Genomic DNA, 20850 nt, shown 5'->3' on the forward strand with positions numbered 1-20850 from the left:
CGTTGTGCTCAGGGTAGTTCGTGACATGCCCCGGTTTGGTTACGCGCCATGGCGGCGCGTGGTTTCAATTCTTCGCAAAAGGCGCCAGGCCTGCGCTTACAGCGTGCCGTAGCTGTGCAGCCCGCTCAAGAACATGTTCACGCCAAGGAAGGCGAAGGTGGTCACGGCCAGGCCGGCCAGCGCCCACCAGGCCGCCACGGTGCCGCGCAGACCCTTCACGAGGCGCATGTGCAGCCAGGCCGCGTAGTTGAGCCAGACGATCAGCGCCCAGGTTTCCTTCGGGTCCCAGCTCCAGTAGCCGCCCCAGGCATCGGCCGCCCACAGGGCGCCGAGCACGGTCGCGATGGTGAAGAAGGCGAAGCCGACGGTGATCGACTTGTACATGACGTCGTCGAGCACCTCGTTGGCCGGCAGGCGCGCCGCGATGCGTTTGCGCCCCAGCAGGATGCCCGCGGCGATCAGCGCCGAGATGCCCGCGTAGATCACCCAGTAGCTGCCGCCGGCTTCCTGCACGCGCTGGCGGAAGGCCACGGGCACGAAGCACAGCGCCACGCCCAAGAGCCAGATCGGCGTGAGCTTGTACCAGCGGGTTTCGCTCGCCTGTTCCTTGATGAGGTAGGCGAAGGCCACCATGGCCGCGAGCGCGAAGGTGCCGTAGCCGATGAAGTTGGCGGGCACGTGCAGCTTCATCCACCAGCTCTGCAGCGCAGGCACCAGTGGCTGGATCTCATGCGCCTCGCGCACGATCGTGTACCAGAGCAAAAAGCCCACCGCTGCGCTGACCACCAGCATCACGAAGGCGCCCAGCGCACGCGTGTTGTAGCGCTCTTCGAAGTACAGGTAGAACGCCGCCGTCAGCCAGCAGAACAGCACGAACACTTCGTAGAGGTTGCTCACCGGGATGTGGCCGATGTCCGGGCCGAGCTGGTGGCTTTCGTACCAGCGCACCATGGTGCCGATCAGCGCCATGGTCACGGCCGCCCAGGCCAGCCGGGATCCGATCAGGTCGAAGGTGTCGGCCTGCTGCTTGCCGGCGGCGAAGCCGATCCAGTAGAACAGCGTGCTCATGAAGAACAGCACGCTCATCCAGAGGATGGCCGACTGGCTCGACAGGAAGTACTTGAGCCAGAACACCGAGTCGGCGCGCGCCAGGTCGCCCTGGTAGGAACTGATGGCCAGCAGCGAGGCCGCGGCCACCACCAGCGTCAGCACCCGCAGCGGGCGCCAGAACCAGCAGATGCCGATAACCGAAATCAGCGCGGCCACCAGGATCGGCTTTTCGTAGCTGTCCATCGAGCCGGCGTGGCGCATGAAGGCGAACGCGCCGCCGGCCAGCACCAGCGCCGCGAACACCCAGTCGAACAGGTTGCGGCGGGAGAGCCAGCTTTCGTGGAGCGTGAGGGTCGTGGTGTTCATGGTGACGCCGGTTCTTCTTTCTTCAGGGCGAGCAACCTGTGCTTCAGGTGCTCGAATTCGCGATCGCTGTCCAGGGTCTTGCGGTTGACCGAGAACGCCATCGTGGCGACCGTTTCGCGGCCGTCGTTGTCTCCAGAGGCGCCGCCGCCGGGTGTCAGCCACACCCACAGGCGGCGCTCGCGCACGTACAGCATGGCAAAAATACCGACGATCAGCAACAGACACCCCAGATAGACGATGTTCTTGCCAGGGGCGCGCGCCACCTGGAACACGCTGGCCTGCACCTGGGTGAAGTCGGTCATCATCATCGCGACCGGCGCCGGGTAGAAGTGCGCGTCGCTCAGCGCCAGCACGGCCTGCGTCAGGTAGCCCTGCGATTTCTCGTCGTTCGGCAGCGCGGCCAGGCCGGCGCCTTCGCGGCTCAGGTTGAGCACCTCGAACAGCACGTCGTTGAGGATGCGCACCAGCACCGTGCCGGCGCGCTCGCGCTCGGCCTCGGGCACGTTGGCCTCCATGAATTCGGCAATCGCCTGCCAGCCGCCCTGCGACGCGGCGTCGGCCTTGGCCCGCTCGGCGCCCGAGAACAGCGCCAGCGCGCGGGCGGCCGACACGCGCAGCTGCTCGGCCATTTCGGGGCGCTTGGGGTCGGTCGCCTTGGCGATGTAGCGCTGAATGGCGCGCTCGCGCGTGGCGGGGTCGCCCAGCGCGGTGCGCATGCGCACGAAGCCGTCCATCGAACCCTGCTCGTCGGCCGGCACGCGCAGGTAGCGGAACGGCTCCTCGGGCTTCTCGCGCATGCCCAGCAGGAACACCGGCTGGCCGTCGCCGGCGTCGACCGGCACCATGTAGTTCTGGTATTCCCGTGCCTGGCCGGCCGCGTCACGCAGCTTGTAGCCGATGCTGGGGCCGATGTTGCGCAGCACCTTGGGCTTGTTGGTCTTGTTAGCCGCGCCCAGGCGCGACTCGATGCCGTGGCGCAGGTCGACCTTGCGCACGTCGGCGCCGCTGCCCATGGCGCCGCCATCGGCGAAGTTCTCGACGTTGATCACCCGCAGCGCGGCGTACTCGAGCGTGAGCTTGTCCTTGCCGTTGGTGATCTCGGTGCTCGGGCCGCCGATGATGCCCTCGACCTCGAAGGGCTTGGCCGCGGCCGCCATCGGCACCGCCTTGAGCTTCACCGTGGAGCCGCCGTCGTCGAAGCTCGACTGGTAGATCTCCACGCCCTTGTAGCTGGCCGGGTGGTTCACCTCGATGCGCGCGGGCACCTGCTCGCCGCTCTCGCGGTCGTGCAGCACCACCTCGCTGGCGAACAGCTTGGGCATGCCGGTCGAGTAGTAGTCGACGATGAACTTCTTCAGCTCGATGGTGAACGGCAGCTCCTGCAGCAGCACGCCGTCGGCCTGGTTCAGGATCGCCACGTTGCCCCGCCCGCCCTCGGGCACGAGGATGTTGCCGCGGAAGGTCGGGTTGGCGGTCGACAGGCGGTGCTCGGGCGCCACGTCGGCGATCATGCCGCCGCCCGTGAACACGCTCTTGCCGTTGAACCAGGTCTGGGCGCGCACCACCAGGTCGCCGTCGAGCAGGCCGCCGATGCACACCAGCACGATGGCGCTGTGGGCCGCGATGTAGCCCAGCTTGTGGGCGCCGCCGGCGCGCGCCGCGACCATCCAGCCCGCCGCGGCCTTGCCATCGGCACTGGCGTTGCGCTGCTGCAGCTTGACCTTCCAGCCGCCGCTCACGAGCAGCTGGCCGATGCGGTTGGCCGCCATGTCGGGCGTTTCCGCCAGGCGGTTCTCGGCGCGCTGGCCGAAGGCCTTGAGGCTCTGGGCGCGGATGTCTTCCTTGAAGGTGCGCAGGTCGATCAGGATGCGCGGCGTGTTGCGCGCGACGCACAGCGACGTGCTGATCACCAGGAACAGCAGGATCAGCAGGAACCACCAGGCGCTGTAGACCGAGTCGAGCCGCGCCGTGCGGAACAGCTCGGCCCAGAAAGGCCCGAACTGGTTGATGTAGTTGTTGATCGGCTCATGCTGCTTGAGCACGGTGCCGATGATCGAGGCGATGCAGATGACCGTGAGCAGCGCGATCGCGAAGCGCATCGACGACAGCAGTTCCACTGCGGCGCGAAGCAGCTGCGGGCCGCGATGCACGCGAAGGCCATGGGTGGAAACGGTCATCGGGAGGGAACCAGGAAAGAGGAAAAAAACAAAAGGGCGGGCCATCCTCCTGGATCGGCCCGCCCTTTGTTTGGGATTTTTATCGGCGGTTAGTTCACGCTGGACAGCGCGACGGCGGAAATCAGCGCAGGCCGGCGATGTAGTCGGCCACGGCCTTGATTTCGCGGTCGTTGAGCTTGGCGGCCACGCCGTTCATGGGCGAGCTGTTCAGGCGGACGTTGTCGCGGAAGGCCACGAGCTGGGCCACGGTGTAGTCGGCGTGCTGGCCGCCCAGGCGCGGGTACTGGGCCGGGAGGCCGGCGCCGTTCGGGCTGTGGCAGCCGGCGCAGGCGGGGATCTGGCGATCGCCGATGCCGCCGCGGTAGATCTTCTCGCCGAGGGCGACCGTGTCCTTCTCCTTCGAGAAGCCCGGCTTGATCTTCTTGGAGCCGACGAACCAAGCGATGTTGCGCATGTCTTCTTCAGACAGCGCCGACGCCAGCGGCTTCATGATGGCGCTCTTGCGCTTGCCGGACTTGAAGTCCTGCAGCTGCTTGAGGATGTATTCGGGGTGTTGTTGCGCCAGCTTGGGGTTGGCTGCGATGGCCGAGTTACCGTCCGCGTTGTGGCACGAAGCACAGCTTTGGCTGTTGGCCGGCGTCGCATTGAACAGCGTGTCGCCCTTGGCGGGATCGGGCTTGGCCGGCTTGGCGGCTGCCGCTGCGGGGGCAGCTGCATGCTCATCGGCTGCAAAACTCGCGCTGGCTGCGACGCCCATGAGGGCTGCAAGCAGAATATTGGCAAACAACTTCATATCGGGGGCTTCGAATTTATGGCGCAAAACCCCGCGATTCTACAATGGCGCCCCGTTCCGAAAGCCCATTGATGACCTCCCCGCGCGCCAAGTCCGCCGCTTATCCTCCCCGCGCGGCCCCTGCCGTGGACCCGCAGGTCGCTGAACGCGAGCGCGTGGCCCTCGGTTGGCTGCACACCGCCCACTTCCTGACCAGCGCTCCGCAACTCGAGCACCTGCCCCCGGTCGACCTGCCCGAGATCGCCTTCGTCGGCCGTTCGAACGCCGGCAAATCGACCGCCATCAACACCCTGACGCAGCAGACGCGCCTGGCTTTTGCCTCGAAGACGCCCGGCCGCACGCAGCACATCAACCTGTTCGGCATCGGCAAGCAGAAGGTCGACGACGCCGTGCTGGCCGACCTGCCCGGCTACGGCTACGCGGCCGTGCCGAAGGAAGCCAAGCTGCGCTGGCAGCGCGTGATGGGCAACTACCTCATGACGCGCGAAAGTCTGCGCGGGGTTGTCCTGATGTGCGATCCGCGCCACGGCATGACCGAGCTCGACGAGATCCTGCTCGACGTGATCCGTCCGCGCGTCGAGCAAGGCCTTAAATTCCTGGTGCTGCTGACCAAGTCCGACAAGCTCACCCGCACCGAAGCCGCCAAGGTGCTGTCGATTACGCGACTGAACGCCGGCGGCGGCGAGGTCAAACTGTTCTCGGCCCTGAAGAAGCAAGGGGTCGGCGAGGCGGCCGAGCTGCTGTGGCGCTGGGTGCACCCCGACGACGCCGCGCCAACGCCCGCGCCACCACCGGCCGACGACGCCTGATGCGCTAGAGGAACCGGCTGCATCGAGCGCCTCGCCTGCGAAGTTCACTATCAAAACAATAGCGACAGTCAACCCAAGGAGACACGAAGCATGATCGAGACCTTCCAACGCAGCCTGCCCAACGGCACCACCCTGAGCTGCCGCGCGGCCGGCAAGCCGGGCCAGCCGCTGATGGTGTTCCTGCACGGCTTTCCCGAGGCCGCGTTCATCTGGGACGAGCTGCTCGCCTACTTCTCGGACCCGGCCCACGGCGGCTACCGCTGCGTGGCGCCCAACCTGCGCGGCTTCGAGAAGTCCAGCGCGCCCACGGAAGTGGCCGACTACAAGGCCCACCTGCTGATCCAGGACATCCAGCAGCTCGTGGCCACCGAGAGCGCCGACGGCACCATGGCCGCGCTGGTGGCCCACGACTGGGGCGGCGCCTTCGCCTGGGGCTACGCCAACGCCTTCCCGCAGCAGGTCGGCAAGCTGGTCATCATCAATTCGCCGCACCCGGGCACCTTCACGCGCGAGCTGCGCAACAACCCGGCGCAGCAGCAGGCCAGTGCCTACATGCACTTCCTGGCGCGCCCCGACGCTGAAGCCCTGCTCGCGGCCGACGACTTCAAGCGCATGTGGCCCTTCTTCCTGCTGATGAAGGCCGGCCCGGACGGCTTCGGCTGGCTCACCGAAGAGGTGAAGCAACAGTACCGCGAGGTCTGGAGCGCGGGCCTCACGGGCGCCTGCAACCTGTACCGCGTGACGCCGATGAAGCCGCCGCTGCCAGGCCAGACCGTCGACAGCATTCCGGTGCTGCCGCGCGAACGCCTCACGGTGACCATGCCGACCTTCGTGTTCTGGGCACTCGACGACGCCGCGCTGCTGCCGGGCCTGCTAGAAGGGCTGGAAGAGTACGTGCCGAAGCTCGAGGTCAAGAAGGTGCCGAACGCCACCCACTGGATCGTGCACGAGCAGCCGCAGCTGGTCGCGCGCGAGATCGAGGGCTTCCTGGCCCGCAATCAGTAAATCGGCGGCTCGCCTTCCGGGCGGGTCTTGAACCTGCGGTGCACCCAGTAGTACTGGGACGGCATCGTGTCGATGTAGCCCTGCAGGCGCTCGTTCATGAGCGCCGTGTCGGCCTCGACGTCGTCGGTCGGGAAGTTCTGCCACGCCGACAGCACCTGGATCTCGTAGCCGCCCGGCGTGAGCTTGGCCACCACCGGTACCACCTTGGCCTTGCCCAGCCGCGCGAAGCGCGAGAGCGAGGGCACGGTGGCCGCCTGCACGCCGTAGAAGGGCACGAAGATGGTCTGGTCGCGCCCGAAGTCCATGTCGGGCAGCAGGTACAGCAGGCCGCCCTTGCGCAGCCCCGCGAGGATGGGCTTGATGCCGTCCACCCGGTTGAGCGCCGCCACGTCGCCGAAGCGCGTGCGGCCTTCACGAATCCAGGCGTCGACCATCGGGTCGCGCTGCGTCGTGTAGATCGTGGCCGAGGGGCGCGCCGTGTGCATGGTGAGCGCGGTGGCCGCGGCGTCGAGGCCGTAGAAGTGCGGCGCGAACAGGATCATCGGCGCCTCGCCCTCGGCGATCTCGCGGATTTCCGGCGCCGCGCCCACGATCGTGAGCCGGCTCTTCACCACCTTCTCGGGCGCATGCCAGAGCCAGCTGCGGTCCAGCCACGACTGCGCGACGAAGACGAAGGTCTCGCGCGCGATGGCGCGGCGCTCGGCCTCCGATTTCCCGGGGAAGCACAGGGCCAGGTTCCGGTCGACCACGCGCCGCCGCGGCACGGCGATGGTGTGCAGCAGGCGGCCGAGGACCCTGCTGAAGCCGCGCACCAGCGGCAGGGGCAGCGGTGCCAGCACCCGCATGAAGCCGATACCGAGTCGGGAGCTCAGGCTCATGGCGCGGCCCCTCCGGCGGCATTGGCCACCACGGCGGGTTCGCCACGCGGCTCCTTGTAGCGCGCGTAGTCCCACACGTACTGCCCGGGCAGGCTGTGGATCAGGCGACCGATGCCGTCGTTCATGGCGGCGGCGGCGTCTTCGATGGACGCCTCGGGGTCGGTGAGCGCCGTGCCGACGATCGGCTCGAAGCGGATCACGTAGCCCGCGCCGTGCGGCAGGCGCTCGCACACGCTGAGGAAGCAGGCGGCACCGGTCTGTTGGGCCAAACGGGGAAGCAGGGTCATGGTGTAGGCGGGGCGGCCGAGGAAAGGCGCCCACACGCCCTGCCCCAGCGGCGGCACCTGGTCGGGCAGGATGCCGGTGTAGCCGCCGCTGCGCAGCGTGCGGATCAGGCCGCGCACGCCGGTGTTGTTGGTCGGCAGGGTCTGCAGGCCGGGCCGGTCGCGCGAGCCTGCGGCGATCAGGTCGGCCATCCATTTCTTGCGCGCCGGACGGAACAGCGCGGTGATCGGCCCGAAGTCCGCGAGAAAGCGCTCGCCGATGGCCTGGCCGCACATCTCCCAGCTGCCCAGATGCGGCGCCACGAGGATCACGCCCTTTTTCGCGCGCATCGCGACCTCGAAGGCCTCGATGCCTTCCCAGCGCACCACGCGCGTCAGCACGCTCTCGCCCTGCGGGCGCAGCCACAGCCAGGGCAGCTCGGACGCCATGTGGCCGGCGGCGGCGATGGCGGGACGGTACTGCGCGGGCGAGAAGCCGGCGCTCTCGGCGTTGGCCTTGAAGCGGCGGCGGTAGTCCGGCGCGCACCACCAGACCAGCCACCCCAGCAAGGCGCCGAGCCGATGCATCAACGGCATCGGCACGCGGGCAAGCAGGCGGAACAGGGTGATCATTGAACGGGGAGGGGGAGAGAGTCAGGGAGGGTCAAAAGGCGGACGCGCGCGCATGGTATTGCGCGGCTCGAATAGAATGCAAATTGTCGCCGAGTTACGGAACAACTTGCAGGGCGACACCCACAAGCGCGAATGCGATTGTGTCCCGTCGATTCATCGACATCTGCTAAAGCGTTCGCCAGGGCTCCGCAGAGTTGGCAACGCGCCAATTGAACTTCAAGGAGTGACCACAGTGGCGAACGACTTTCTCTTTACTTCCGAATCGGTTTCCGAAGGCCATCCCGACAAGGTCGCGGACCAGATCTCGGACGCGATCCTCGACGCGATCTTCGAACAAGACCCCCGCAGCCGCGTCGCCGCCGAAACGCTGACCAACACCGGCCTCGTGGTGCTCGCCGGCGAAATCACGACCAACGCGCACGTCGACTACATCCAGGTCGCGCGCGACACCATCAAGCGCATCGGCTACGACAACACCGAGTACGGCATCGACTACAAGGGCTGCGCGGTGATGGTCTGCTACGACAAGCAGTCCAACGACATCGCCCAGGGCGTGGACCACGCCTCGGACGACCACCTGAACACCGGCGCCGGCGACCAGGGCCTGATGTTCGGCTACGCCTGCGACGAGACGCCCGAGCTGATGCCCGCGCCGATCTACTACGCGCACCGCCTCGTGGAGCGCCAGGCCCAACTGCGCAAGGACGGCCGCCTGCCCTTCCTGCGCCCTGATGCCAAGAGCCAGGTCACGATGCGCTACGTGGACGGCAAACCCCACAGCATCGACACCGTGGTGCTCTCCACGCAGCACAGCCCCGACCAGAGCGAAACGCCGACCAAGATGAAGGCCTCGTTCAACGAAGCCATCATCGAAGAGATCATCAAGCCCGTGCTGCCCAAGGAATGGCTGCAGAACACGCGCTACCTGATCAACCCGACCGGCCGCTTCGTCATCGGCGGCCCGCAGGGCGATTGCGGCCTCACCGGCCGCAAGATCATCGTCGACACCTATGGCGGCGCCTGCCCGCACGGCGGCGGTGCGTTCTCGGGCAAGGACCCGTCGAAGGTCGACCGCTCGGCCGCCTATGCCGCGCGCTACGTGGCCAAGAACATCGTGGCCGCCGGCCTAGCGCGCCAGTGCCAGATCCAGGTGGCGTACGCCATCGGCGTGGCCCAGCCGATGAACATCACGGTCTACACCGAAGGCACGGGCGTGATCCCCGACGAGAAGATCGCCGAACTCGTGCGCGAGCACTTCGACCTGCGTCCGAAGGGCATCATCCAGATGCTCGACCTGCTGCGCCCGATCTACCAGAAGACCGCCGCCTACGGCCACTTCGGCCGCGAAGAGCCTGAGTTCACCTGGGAAGCCACGACGCAAGCGGCCGCACTGCGCGCCGCAGCCGGCCTCAAGTAAGCACTGCGACTACCGGGTCTCAAGGCCCGCCGTCCCCTCGGGGCGGCGGGCCTTTTCATTTCATGGCGCGTTCTTCAGAAGCGGTACGCGCCGCTCAGGCCCACCGTCCAGTTGCGCCCCGGCGCGGGCTCGTAGAAGCGCGCATTGCCTTCGTTGACGATGACCGAGCCCATGTAGCGGCGGTCGAACAGGTTGTCGACGCGCGCGAAAGCGTTGAAGTCCCAGCGCGCCCACTTCTTCAGGTAGCCGGCGTACAGCGCCGCCACGGCGTAACCGTGCGCGCTCGCGGTGTTCAGGTCGTTGGCCTGGATGCGGCCCAGCGCGCGCATCTCGACACCGGCGCGCCAGCCCTCGGGCGGCACCCAGCCGAGCGAGGCGAACAGCGACTGCCGCGCGATGCCCGGGATGCGGTTGCCCGCGTTCACCGCATTGCTGCCCGCGCAAGGCGACGGCGAGCAGAACGCATCGCGGTAGGTCGCGTCCAGCCACGTGTAGGCGACCTGCGTGCGCCAGTGGTCGGTCGTTTCGTGCTGCCAGCCCAGTTCGAAGCCGTTGCGCCGCGTGCGCCCGGCGTTCTGAAAGGTGGCGCGGCCGCCGCTGTTGGTGGCGGTGACGATCTCGTCGCGCGTGCGGGTGTGGAACAGTGCCGCCGTCAGCAGGCCGCCGGCCACCCGCGCCTTCGCGCCCACTTCGAGGCTGTCGTTCACCGAAGGCCGCAGCCCGAAGTTGAGCCCGCTCGCGCCACCCGGGCGGTACGACAGCTCGTTGAGCGTCGGCGTCTCGAAGCCCCGGCCGACCGAGCCGTACACCGCGAGATCGGGCGTGGCCTGGTAGCGCAGCGAGGCCACGGGCAGGGTCTTGCTGTAGCTCGCGCTGCCGCTGTCGTCGCGGTTGGCACCGGCTATGTACAGGTCGTGCGAATCGAAGTGCACGCGGCTGCGTCGCACGCCGGCCTCGAGCGTCCAGCGCTCCGCGAAGCGCCAGGCCGCCTGCGCATAGGGGTCGAGGTTCCAGACCTCGTTGCGCTCGTTGCGGCGCAGGCGCCCCTGCACGCCCAGCAGGGGCGCGGCCACCGGGCCCAGGTAGTTCTCGTAGCCGCGGCGGCGCTCGCGCAGGCTGTCGTAGCCCAGGCCCGCCACGAGGTCGAAGGGCCGGTCGGCCAGCTGCAGCGCGGCGGTCCAGCGCAGGTCGACGCCGCCGTACTGGCGCGTGAGGTCGATCACGCCGCCCGCATGCAGCGGGCTCTGCTGCGCCGACGGCGGGATCGACTGGAACTGCACGGTCTTGCGCTCGCCGCCATAGACCATGAACTGCAGCGCCTGCTCGGCGCTGAGGCGCCGCTCGTAGCGCAGGCCGACCTGCGTCTGCTCGACCGTCTTGCGCGTGTCGTACTGCAGCGCGAGCGGCGCCTTGCGCGGTGCCTGCGCGACCTGCTCGGCCGTCAGGCCCAGCGGGTCTTGCGCCTCGATGCGCACGCTGTTGAAAACGAGCGTCAGCTTGTCGCCGTTGTCGAGCGCGATGCCCAGCTTGCCGTTCGCGATGTTGCGCCGCGCGGCGCTCTGTTCGCGCCAGCCGTCGGTGCGAAAGTGGCTCGCGCCGAGCAGGTAGCCGACCGCGCCCTGCGAACCGCTCACCTGCAGCGACTGGCGCCAGCTGCCGAAGCTGCCGCCGGCCAGCGAGTACGACAGGCGCGGCGCGCCCTCCCCCGAGGCCGTGAACGCCTGCACCACGCCGCCCGACGAGTTGCCGTACAGCGCCGAGAACGGCCCGCGCAGCACTTCGACGCGGTCGACCGAGCCGATGTCGATGTTCGAGGTCTGCCCCTGGCCGTCGGGCAAGGTGGCCGGAATGCCGTCCACGTACAGGCGCACGCCGCGCACGCCGAAGGTCGAGCGCGCGCCGAAGCCGCGCACCGACAGCTGCAGGTCCTGCGCGTAGTTCATGCGGTTCTGCACCTGCAGGCCGGGCACGGCGCCCAGGCTCTCGGACAGGTTGACCTGCATCCGGCTGTCGCGCATCTCGTCGCCGTCGACGCGGTCGACCGAGCCGGGCACGAGAAACGGAGACAGCGTGCCGCGCGGCGTGGAAACGGTGACATCGCGCAGCGTGCCGGCCGGCGACGTGGCGGGCTGCTGGCCGTGCACCGCCAGCGGAACGCCCAGGATCAGCAGGCGAAGCGGGTAGGAGAGTGCGGCATTCATCGGCACCGATTCTGCGTCGGTGCCCTGCCCCTTTTGCCTAGCGGGAACCCGTGCGCGGCGAGCGGCGCCAGCCGTACCAGGCGCACACGAGCACCGGAATGCCCAGGCCCACCCAGGCCACCATGTCGCCGAGGCCGCCGTCGCTGAACAGCGCGGTGATCAGGCCGACGGTGGTCATCACGCCCAGCGCGATCGGCCAGCCCCACATGTGCCAGAAGGACTGGTGCGGTGCCTTGTGGTGCGCCGTCATGCCTGTACCTTCATGGCCGGTGCCGGCTCGGGCTGCGGGCCCGAAGCCGAGGGCGGCGCACGCTCCGTGGCGGGCGCCGTGGTCGGGGTCGCCCGGGCCGGCACGGTGTTGCCGCGCTTGAGCCACAGGTACAGCCCGCTGCCCAGCACGATGATGGTCGCGATGTCGAGCAGCGCCCACAGGATCTGCATCGGCATGCCGCCGTAGTCGCCGAAGTGCAGCGGCTGCGACACCAGCAGGCCCGTGAGGTACCACGGCATCTTCGGCGCCGCCGTGACCTCCGCCGTCTTGGCATCGACCAGCACCGGCTGCAGCAGCTTCGAGGTGAAGGGCTCGTTGCCGCGCAGGAAGAAGGTCGTGTGGTGCGGGCTCGAGAACGAGGTGCCCGGGAAGGCGATGAACGACAGCTTCATGCCCGGCGCCTTCTGCATCGCACCTTCCATCGAGCGCTGCAGCGAGCCGCGCTCGGCCACCGGCACCACCGGCTCGTTCTTGTAGGGCGCGAGCAGCGTGCTGAGCTGGTCGTACTGCCAGTACTTGATGATCAGGTCGGCCCAGGTGTTGATCATGCCGGTGGAGCCCACCACGAACAGCCACACCAGCGTGACGATGCCCAGCAGGTTGTGCAGGTCGAGCCACTTCAGGCGCGGGCGCTTCTCGCGCCGCACGGTGCCGAAGTCGAGCTTGCGCATGAACGGCGAATACAGCACCACGCCCGAGACGATGGCCACCAGCAGCAGCAGGCCCATGAAGCCCAGGAACAGCTTGCCCGGCAGCCCGGCGAACAGGTCGACGTGCAGCTTGAACATGATGTACATGAAGCCCTGGCTGAACTCCGGCTGCGCCAGCACGACGCCGGTGCGCGCATCGACCGCCACCGACTTGAAGTCTTCGGTGGGCTCGGGCGTGGGCGTGAGCGTGACGAACCACAGGCCGTCGTCGTCCTCGGGCTGCGAGACGAACTGCACCACGCGATCGGGGTGCTTGGCGCGGCCGATCTCGACCACCTTGTCCAGGCTGATGCGCGGCGTGTTGGCCAGCATCTTCGGCGCCTCGACCTCGGTGCCCAGCAGGTGGCCGATCTCGTGGTGGAAGATCAGCGGCAGGCCGGTGATGCACAGCAGCAGCATGAACACCGTGCAGACAAGGCTGCTCCACTTGTGCACCCAGGCCCAGGTCTTGATCTTTCGGCTGTCCATGTCGTCGTGCGTCGTTGGGTGGGGAAAAGGCTAGAAGCGGTAGGTGGCGCTCGCCACGATGTTGCGTCGCGCACCGTACCAGCAGTCGCCGCGCGACAGGCAGGTGCTGAAGTACACCTTGTCCGTCACGTTGTTGATGTTGAGCGCATAGCGCCACTGGGCCGTATCGTAAGCAAACACCAGGTCGGCCAGCGCCACGCCCGGGATGCGCGGGCCGGTGCCGAACTGGGTGTCGCGGAACGAACTCATCACGCGCACGCCGGCGCCGGCCGAGAAGCCGCTCATGCCGGCCACCGAGAACCTGTACTTGGCCCAGAAGCTGGCCTGGTGCTTGGGCAGGCCTTCGATCTGCGCGTCGGCGTCGGTGTAGTTGTAGTGGGCGATCAGGTCGAGGTTGGTGCCCACCGAGCCCTTGGCTTCCAACTCGACGCCCTTGGTCTTGGTCAGGCCGCGCTGCGAGAACACCTTCGGCTGCTCTTCGACGATCTGGTTCTTCTCGCGCAGGTCGTACACCGCGGCGCTGAAGGCCATGGCGCGGTTCTTCGGCTCGTACTTGACGCCCGCTTCCCACTGCTCGCCGCGCAGCGGCGAGAAGATGCGGCCTTCGCGCGGCGACTGCGGCGTGAACGACTCGCTGTAGCTCAGGTACGGCGACCAGCCCGAGGGATGGGCGTACATCACGCCCAGGCGCTTGGTGGTGGCGCTGCTCTTTTGCTCGTCGCTGCCGGCGGCGCTGGACACGGCCCGGTCATGGCGCAGGCCGGCCACGAAGATCCAGTTGTCGAGCTTGATCTGGTCCTGCAGGTACAGGCCGGTCTGGCGCTGGCGGGTGCGCGGACGCGCCACACGCTCGGGCTCGTCCACGTGGCCGTACACCGGCGCATAGAGGTCGATGGTGTCCGCGGTGGTACCGCCCCAGACGTTCTCGCGCTGGCGCGCGAAGTCCGCGCCCACGAGCAGCGTGTGCTGCAGCGCGCCGGTCTGGAAGTGGCCCTCGACGTGGTTGTCCAGCGTCTGCGTGCGGTTGCGCGTCAGCTGGCTGTCGAAGTAGCGCGGGAACACGCGCTTGAAGATCGGGTCGCTCGACCAGCTGTCGAAGCCGCTGAACGCGCCGCCGTAGTGGTAGCGGTTGTCGTTTTCGTTCTTCGCGTAGCGGAAGTTCTGGCGCACGGTCCAGCTGTCGTTGAACTTGTGCTCGAACTGCCAGCCGAAGGTCTGGCGCTCGCTGTTGTAGTAGTCGCCGGGCTCGCCGATGAAGCGGCTGGCCGGCACGCGGCCGTTCGGGTTCGGCAGCAAGGTGCCTTCCCACGGCAGGAACTGCGAGCTGCTGCCGCTCTTGTCCTTCTGCCACAGGCCCTGCAGCGTCAGCGAGGTCGCTGCGTTGGGCCGCCAGGTGAGCGAGGGCGCGATCACGCTGCGGTCGTCGGGCACGTGGTCCACTTGCGAATCGGACTTGCGCTGCAACGCGATCAACCGGTACGACAGCGAGCCATCGGCGTTCAGCGGACCGGTCAGGTCGGCCTGCACCTGCTTGCGGCCGAAGCTGCCGAACTGCACGCCCACCTCGCGCTGGGCCTCCTGCAGCGGCCGCTTGCTGACCATGTTGACCACGCCCGCCGCGGTGCCCGCGCCGAACAGCATGCCCGAGGGGCCGCGCAGCACTTCGAGGCGCTCCAGCGTGTAGGGCTCGGTGCGCGTGGTGCTGGTGTAGTAGCCGTAGGCCTGGCGCAGGCCATCGAGGTAGATGTCGGGGTAGGCGCCGCGCACGCGGATCGAGTCGGTGCGCGAATCGACACCGTAGGCGTCGGAGCGCACGCCCGCCGCATAGTTGAGGGCGTCCTGCAGGTTGTTGGCGCCCTGGTCGACCATCTGGTCGCGCGTGATCACGGTGACGGACTGCGGGGTTTCCGACAGCGGCGTGTCGGTCTTGGTGGCGGTGACGGCGTTCTTCGCGCGGTAGCCGATCACTGGCGAGGTGGCGGTCTCGGCTTCGGCATTTGCATCGACGCGCACTTCAGGCAGCGACCCCGTGCCGCCCGTTTGCGCCAGAACGTGCTGCTGCGCGTAGATCGCCAGGCAGCCCACCAGCACCGAAGCGGCCCTGCGCCGCGCCCTCATTTTTGCCATGTTTTTATTGCTCATTGAACACTATTGATAACAATTCGCATTCTATTGTCAAGAAAGTCGCGGTCCACGGGTTTTCCAGCACCCGGGGGCGAAGCGTTGCAAAACCGCCGCGGTCGCCGCCGCCAGCCGGGCTACGATGCCGCCCGCACGCCCTTGCGTGCGCTGACAGGCCCCATGCTCAAGCTCCTCGCCTCGTTGTTTCCTGCGCTGCGCGGCCCGGCGCTGGTGCTGGTCGTGCTGGTGCTCACCGGCTGCGCCGGCCTGCCGCCGCGCCTGCCCGATGGGCCGCCCTCGATCGCCATTCCCGCCTCGGCCGCCACCCCGCTCGGCCATGCCGCCGCCAGCCTCGATTCACCACCCGACGGGCTGTCGAGCATGCGGCCGCTGATCGAGGCCTCGTTCGCGCTCGATGCGCGGCTGGAGCTCATCCGCCGCGCCCGGGCCTCGCTCGACGTGCAGACCTACCAGCTCGGCAACGACAAGACCGGCCGCCTGCTGCTGCGCGAACTGCGCGACGCCGCCCGGCGCGGGGTGCGCGTGCGGCTGCTGCTCGACGACTTCTACACCGCCGGCATGGACCGCCTGCTGCTCGGGCTGGCCGCCGAGCCGAACGCGCAGGTGCGGCTGTTCAACCCTTTCGTGAACGCGCGCGATCACTCGTCGCTGCGCTGGCTGGAGTTCTTCGGCGATTTCCGGCGGCTCAACCACCGCATGCACAACAAGCTGTTCATCGCCGACGGTGCCATGGCCATCGCCGGCGGACGCAACCTCGCGGACGAGTACTTCCTGCGCAGCGAGAGCGCCAACTTCATCGACTTCGAGCTGCTGCTGGCCGGCCCGGTGGTGCCGCAGTCGGCCGGAATCTTCGACACCTACTGGAACAGCGACGTGGTCTACCCGCTGCAGCGCATGGCCGGCACGACGCTCACGCCCGACGAGCTCAAGGCCGCCTTCGACGCCGCGACCTCGCCCGCCTTCGCGCCCCTGCCCGATCCGCTGGCCGCCACCGACCTGCTGGGCGACCTGCCACTGGGCGCGCAGCTGGACAACATCGGCGAGACGCGCTGGATCCGCGCCGAGGCCGCCGCCACCGCCGACAGCCCGAACAAGGCCCTGGGCACGATGGCGCGCCCGCAGGAGTCGCTGGCGCAGCGCTTCCACGAGATGCTGGGCGCCGCGAAGTCGAACGTGGTCGTGATCTCGCCCTACTTCATTCCTGGCGACGAGGGCATGGAGCGCATCCGCATGGGCCGCGACCACGGCCTGAGCATCACCGTGGTCACCAACTCGCTGGCCGACAGCGACGAGCCGCTGGTGAACATCAACTACAACCGCTACCGCGTCGACATGCTCAAGCTGGGCGTGAACCTGTACGAGGTGAGCACGCAGCAGCTCAAGCGCAGCGGCCAGTTCCGCAGCCTGCTCAAGAAGGCGCGCGGCCGCCTGCACGCCAAGCTGGCGCTGGTCGACCGCCAGTGGGTGCTGCTGGGCTCGATGAACCTCGATCCGCGCTCGGCCCTGCTGAACACCGAGTTCGGCGTGCGCGTGCGCAGCTTCGAGCTGACGCAGGCGCTGCTCTTCGCCTACCAGCTGGACGACATGGAAGGCGTGTATCGCGTCGTGCTCAAGCCCGACGGCCAGAACGTGCAATGGATCGGCACCGGCGACGTGCACAACGAGGTGCTCGACAGCGAGCCCGACTCCAGCATGCTCACGCGCCTGCAGCTGCTGCTGTTCTCGTGGTTCGTGCCGACCGACCAGCTGTGAGCGGCGAGCGGGCGGCCCCGCGTCGCATCCTCGCCACAAATGCAAACGCCTCGCATTTAGCTCTTTAGAATTCAGCCCGCCGCGTCCAGCGGCCGTCATGGCGTACAGCCACGGAGCTTCTTCCGTCCGCGCTGCGCCATTGCCTCACCCAGACATTTCCAGTTCAAGGCAGGGCACGACAACGCCCTTCGTCTCTCGCGACGAAGGGCGTTGTCGCGTACGGCTGTGCCTGCGCGGCGCCGCCCTCCAAGAACAAGCACAACCGGACAACATGAAGCCCTCCTCCCGCACAGCCACCCGCACCGCCACCCCCTCGCGCCCGCTGTGGCACCTTTCGCTGCTGGCCGGCGCCGCCCTCGCGTCGTTGTCGGGCGTCGCGCTGGCACAGACCGCCGCCACGACGCTGAAGGAAGTCACCGTCAGCGCCGAGGACGACAAGGGCTACGCCCCCGCCGCCGCCAGCACCGCCACCAAGGGCAGCGCGCCGCTGCGCGACGTGCCGCAGGCCGTCAACGTGCTGCCCGAGCAGCTGCTGCGCGACCAGGGCGCCGTGTCGATGCAGGACGCCCTGCGCAACGTGCCGGGCGTGAGCTTCAACCACGGCGACGGCCAGCGCGACCAGGTCGTGATCCGCGGCTTCAGCGGCATCTCCGACTGGTTCGTCGATGGCGTGCGCGACGACGCGCTGTACTTTCGCGACCTCTCGGACACCGAGCGCATCGAGGTGCTCAAGGGCCCGGCCGCCGTGCTCTACGGCCGCGGTTCCTCGGGCGGCCTGATCAACCGCGTGACCAAGAAGCCAGTGTTCGAGCGCCGCTTCGGCGAGGTCTCGCTGGGCCTGGGCAGCCACCACTACACGCGCAGCACGATCGACCTGAACACGCCCATCGGCGAGAACATGGCCTTCCGCCTGAACGTGGCGGGCGAGCAGTCGGACAGCTACCGCGACCAGCAGTTCACCGACCGCCACAACATCGCGCCCTCGCTGGCGATCAAGTTCAGCCCGCAGACCGACCTGCTGCTGCAGTACACCAACCTGCGCGACCAGCGCCTCACCGACTTCGGCATCCCGGCGCTCAACGGCCGCCCGGTCGACGTGCCCATCGGCGCCTACTACGGTTCCGCGCACGGCAAGCGCGACGACACCGTGACCAGCAAGGTGCAGACCTTCACCGCCACGCTGAACCATCGCTTCAGCGACGCGCTGAGCCTGCGCAACACCACGCGCTATTCGAGCTACCACCTGGACCGCAACAACACGCTGCCCAGCGGCACCACCGACCCGGTGCGCCTGACGGTGGGCCGCACGCGCGGCATCGTCGACCGCGACGAGAGCGGCTGGTTCAACCAGACCGACCTGACCTGGCGCAACGACCTGGGCGGCTTCAAGCAGGAGTGGCTGGTCGGCGCCGAGTTCGGCGTGCAGCGCAAGCGGCTGTTCAGTGTGTCTTCCGCCACAGGAGCGCAGCGCGTGAACCTGTTCAGCCCGGTGGCGGACCCGCTGCCGATCCCACTGGCCACCTACCTCGCCGACGGCGCGATCCCGAGCAACAGCGAGTTCAAGACCGCGGCCGTCTACGTCCAGGACCAGATCACGCTGGCGCCGCACTGGAAGGCGCTGATCGGCGGACGCTACGACGTGTTCAAGCAGGACACCAGTTTCGAGCGCAAGCTCGCGCCGCTGGAACGCACCGACCGCAAGTTCAGCCCGCGCGCCGGCGTGGTGTGGCAGCCCGACACGGTGCAGTCGTACTACGTGTCGTACAGCCGCTCATTCCAGCCCTCGGGCGAGAACTTCGCGCTGTCCACCGGCAACATCGACAACGCGCCAGAGATCACCGTCAACAAGGAAATCGGCGCCAAGTTCGACCTGCTCGACGGCGGCCTGAATCTCACGACCGCGCTGTTCAACCTGGAGCGCTCGGGCATCAAGAACACCGACCCGAACAACCCGCGCCGCCAGATCAACGTCGGCACGCAGCGCACCAACGGCCTGGAGCTTGCGCTCAACGGCCGCCTGCCGGGCCGCTGGGACGTGAGCGCGGGCTATGCGTACCTCGACGCCAAGATGACCAAGTCGCTCGCCACCGTGAGCTCGCTGCAGCTGCCCGTGGGCGCCGCGATCCCGGTGCAGGGCAAGACCGCCGCGCTCACGCCGCGCCACTCGGCCTTCGTGTGGGCCATGAAGGACCTCGGCCACGGCTTCAGCGCCGGCGGCGGCCTGAACTACGTCAGCGCGCGCTATGCCTCGCTGAGCAACCTCGTCACGCTGCCCTCGTACCTGACCGCCGACCTCGCGGCCAACTACAAGACCGAGCGCTACGAGATCGCGCTGAACCTGAAGAACATTGCGAACCGCAAGTACTACGTCTCGGCCCACGGCAGCGTGGACAACCTGATCCTGCCGGGACCGGGGCGCGAAGTGCAGCTGACGCTGCGCGCGAAGTTCTGAGAAGGCCTCAGGTCGCCGCCGCCACCTTGCGCCGTTGCAGCCACGTGACCCACCAGGCGCCCGCCGTGCACAGCACCAGGTAGACGACGGCGACCAGGATGTAGACCTCGACCACGCGCCCGTCGCGTTGTCCCACCTTGCTGGCGGCGCCGAGAAAGTCGTTCAGGCTGATCACGTAGACCAGCGAGGTGTCCTTGAGCAGCGCGATGGTCTGGTTGATGAGCGAGGGCGTCATGTTGCGAAAGGCCTGCGGCAGGATCACGTGCCGCATCGCCTGCCCCGGCGACATCCCCAGCGACTGCGCCGCCTGCATCTGGCCGGCGCGCACGCTGCCGATGCCGGCGCGGATGATCTCGCAGTAGTACGCGGACTCCGCGAGCACGAAGGCCACGAGCGCGGCGTAGATCGGCCCGACGCCGAGGTTCGGGTCGCCGGTCACGGCGCGCAGCACCACCGGCATCAGGAAGTAGATCCACAGGATCGTGAGGATCAGCGGGATCGAGCGGAACAGGTTCACGTACCCCGCCACGAGCGCCGCCACCGGCCGCGGCGCAAAGATCCGCGTGATCGCCAGCAAGGTGCCCAGGCCGATGCCCGCGGCCATGGAGGCCGCCACCAGCAAGGCGGTCATCTGCAGGCCCTGCAGCAGGTAGGGCCAGGCGCGCTGCAGGGCGACCCAATCGAAGTCGTAGCCCATCACGCGGCGCCCAGCAGCCCGGGCACGCGCACCCGATGTTCGATGCGGCGCATCAGCACGATCACGCCGTAGGTGATCGCCATGTAGATGAGCGTCGCCACGATGAAGGCCTCGAAGGGATGGGCGCTGAACTCGCTGAGCTGGCGCGTCTGCCCGGTGAGCTCCATGAGCCCGATCGTCAGCGCGACGGCCGAGTTCTTGAACACGTTCAGGAAGTCCGAGGTCAGCGGCGGGATGACGATGCGCAGGGCCTGCGGCAGGATCACGTAGCGGTAGGCCGCCACGGTTCCCAGGCCCATCGCCATGGCCGCCTGCTTCTGGCTGCGCGGCACCGACTCGATGCCCGCACGCACCTGCTCGGCCGCCTTCGCTGCCGTGTAGAGCGTGAGGCCCACCAGCACGGTGAGGAACTGGTTCGCGGTCGGGTTCATCTGCTTGATCGCATGGCCCCAGGCGGTCGGCAACAGCTCGGGCACCACGAAGTACCAGAGAAACAGCTGCACCAGCAGCGGCGTGTTGCGAAAGCAGTGGATGTACACCGCCGACAGCGTGCGCGCCGTCCGGTGGGGCAGCGTGCGGGCCACGCCGGCGATCAGGCCCAGGCCCAATGCCAGCGTCCAGGCCAGCAGCGACAGCGCGACCGTCCACAGCAACCCGCGCACCAGCATCAGGCCGTACAGGCCCTCCCCCGTGACCGAGGGTTTGAAGAAGATCAACCAATCCCAGGTGTAGTGCATCGCGAAAGGTGCCGGCAGGCGGTTCGGTT

The 20850-nt window shown here is 68.1% G+C and carries 15 protein-coding genes and 1 pseudogene; 5 read left to right on the top strand and 11 right to left on the bottom strand.

What is annotated here, in order from left to right:
• Positions 1 to 96 precede the first annotated feature (96 nt).
• The 3 genes from ccsB to ACAM52_RS23005 form a co-directional block, all read right to left on the bottom strand.
• Complete coding sequence (gene ccsB / locus ACAM52_RS22995; RefSeq protein ID WP_095743751.1) at positions 97 to 1416, bottom strand: c-type cytochrome biogenesis protein CcsB; 1320 nt, start codon at positions 1414 to 1416, stop codon at positions 97 to 99.
• Positions 1413 to 3593, bottom strand: a complete 2181-nt coding sequence (locus ACAM52_RS23000) for a cytochrome c biogenesis protein ResB (RefSeq protein ID WP_095743750.1) — start codon at positions 3591 to 3593, stop codon at positions 1413 to 1415. Before ACAM52_RS23000 ends, ccsB begins: the two co-directional genes overlap by 4 nt.
• Before the next feature lie 121 nt (positions 3594 to 3714).
• The gene (locus tag ACAM52_RS23005) at positions 3715 to 4386 is read right to left on the bottom strand and encodes a cytochrome c (RefSeq protein ID WP_095743749.1); all 672 of its coding nucleotides are present in this window, start codon (positions 4384 to 4386) and stop codon (positions 3715 to 3717) included.
• A gap of 71 nt (positions 4387 to 4457) precedes the next feature.
• On the opposite strand from ACAM52_RS23005, the gene yihA reads away from it, so the two are divergent.
• Together yihA and ACAM52_RS23015 are read left to right on the top strand one after the other, a co-directional pair.
• The gene (yihA, locus tag ACAM52_RS23010; RefSeq protein ID WP_062471802.1) at positions 4458 to 5195 is read left to right on the top strand and encodes a ribosome biogenesis GTP-binding protein YihA/YsxC; all 738 of its coding nucleotides are present in this window, start codon (positions 4458 to 4460) and stop codon (positions 5193 to 5195) included.
• Positions 5196 to 5285: 90 nt separating this feature from the next.
• Positions 5286 to 6200, top strand: coding sequence for an alpha/beta fold hydrolase (locus tag ACAM52_RS23015; protein WP_159278441.1), 915 nt, complete (start codon positions 5286 to 5288; stop codon positions 6198 to 6200).
• Here the strand turns inward: ACAM52_RS23015 and ACAM52_RS23020 are convergent.
• Both ACAM52_RS23020 and ACAM52_RS23025 read right to left on the bottom strand, forming a co-directional pair.
• A complete protein-coding gene (locus tag ACAM52_RS23020; RefSeq protein WP_369644650.1) occupies positions 6194 to 7078 on the bottom strand; it encodes a lipid A biosynthesis acyltransferase in 885 nt (294 codons plus the stop codon). The genes ACAM52_RS23015 and ACAM52_RS23020 overlap by 7 nt on opposite strands.
• A complete protein-coding gene (locus ACAM52_RS23025) occupies positions 7075 to 7974 on the bottom strand; it encodes a lysophospholipid acyltransferase family protein (protein WP_369644651.1) in 900 nt (299 codons plus the stop codon). Before ACAM52_RS23025 ends, ACAM52_RS23020 begins: the two co-directional genes overlap by 4 nt.
• A gap of 232 nt (positions 7975 to 8206) precedes the next feature.
• On the opposite strand from ACAM52_RS23025, the gene metK reads away from it, so the two are divergent.
• Positions 8207 to 9391: a methionine adenosyltransferase gene (metK, locus tag ACAM52_RS23030; RefSeq protein WP_062471813.1), complete on the top strand. Its 1185-nt coding sequence runs from the start codon at positions 8207 to 8209 to the stop codon at positions 9389 to 9391.
• Between the two features lie 74 nt (positions 9392 to 9465).
• Here the strand turns inward: metK and ACAM52_RS23035 are convergent.
• The 4 genes and pseudogenes from ACAM52_RS23035 to ACAM52_RS23050 all read right to left on the bottom strand — a co-directional run.
• A pseudogene (locus tag ACAM52_RS23035) lies at positions 9466 to 11499 on the bottom strand (TonB-dependent receptor); the annotation flags it as partial.
• Between the two features lie 130 nt (positions 11500 to 11629).
• Entirely contained in the window at positions 11630 to 11842 is a 213-nt protein-coding gene (locus tag ACAM52_RS23040) for a hypothetical protein (protein WP_369644652.1), read from the bottom strand.
• A complete protein-coding gene (locus tag ACAM52_RS23045; RefSeq protein WP_369644653.1) occupies positions 11839 to 13041 on the bottom strand; it encodes a PepSY-associated TM helix domain-containing protein in 1203 nt (400 codons plus the stop codon). The genes ACAM52_RS23040 and ACAM52_RS23045 overlap by 4 nt, the downstream gene beginning before the upstream one ends.
• 30 nt (positions 13042 to 13071) lie before the next feature.
• A complete protein-coding gene (locus ACAM52_RS23050) occupies positions 13072 to 15168 on the bottom strand; it encodes a TonB-dependent siderophore receptor (RefSeq protein WP_369644654.1) in 2097 nt (698 codons plus the stop codon).
• A 174-nt stretch (positions 15169 to 15342) separates the two neighbouring features.
• On the opposite strand from ACAM52_RS23050, the gene ACAM52_RS23055 reads away from it, so the two are divergent.
• Both ACAM52_RS23055 and ACAM52_RS23060 read left to right on the top strand, forming a co-directional pair.
• On the top strand, positions 15343 to 16935 hold the full coding sequence (locus ACAM52_RS23055) for a phospholipase D family protein (protein WP_095948312.1): 1593 nt from the start codon (positions 15343 to 15345) through the stop codon (positions 16933 to 16935).
• A gap of 271 nt (positions 16936 to 17206) precedes the next feature.
• Positions 17207 to 19387, top strand: a complete 2181-nt coding sequence (locus ACAM52_RS23060; protein ID WP_369644655.1) for a TonB-dependent receptor — start codon at positions 17207 to 17209, stop codon at positions 19385 to 19387.
• Positions 19388 to 19394: 7 nt separating this feature from the next.
• On the opposite strand, the gene ACAM52_RS23065 is transcribed toward ACAM52_RS23060, so the two are convergent.
• Both ACAM52_RS23065 and ACAM52_RS23070 read right to left on the bottom strand, forming a co-directional pair.
• Positions 19395 to 20084 carry an amino acid ABC transporter permease gene (locus ACAM52_RS23065; RefSeq protein ID WP_159278447.1) on the bottom strand — a complete coding sequence of 230 codons (690 nt, stop codon included), beginning with the start codon at positions 20082 to 20084 and terminating at the stop codon, positions 19395 to 19397.
• The gene (locus ACAM52_RS23070) at positions 20084 to 20821 is read right to left on the bottom strand and encodes an amino acid ABC transporter permease (protein ID WP_062471835.1); all 738 of its coding nucleotides are present in this window, start codon (positions 20819 to 20821) and stop codon (positions 20084 to 20086) included. Before ACAM52_RS23070 ends, ACAM52_RS23065 begins: the two co-directional genes overlap by 1 nt.
• Positions 20822 to 20850 lie beyond the last annotated feature (29 nt).

Source organism: Variovorax sp. V118, assembly GCF_041154445.1.
Taxonomy (GTDB): Bacteria; Pseudomonadota; Gammaproteobacteria; order Burkholderiales; family Burkholderiaceae_C; genus Variovorax; species Variovorax boronicumulans.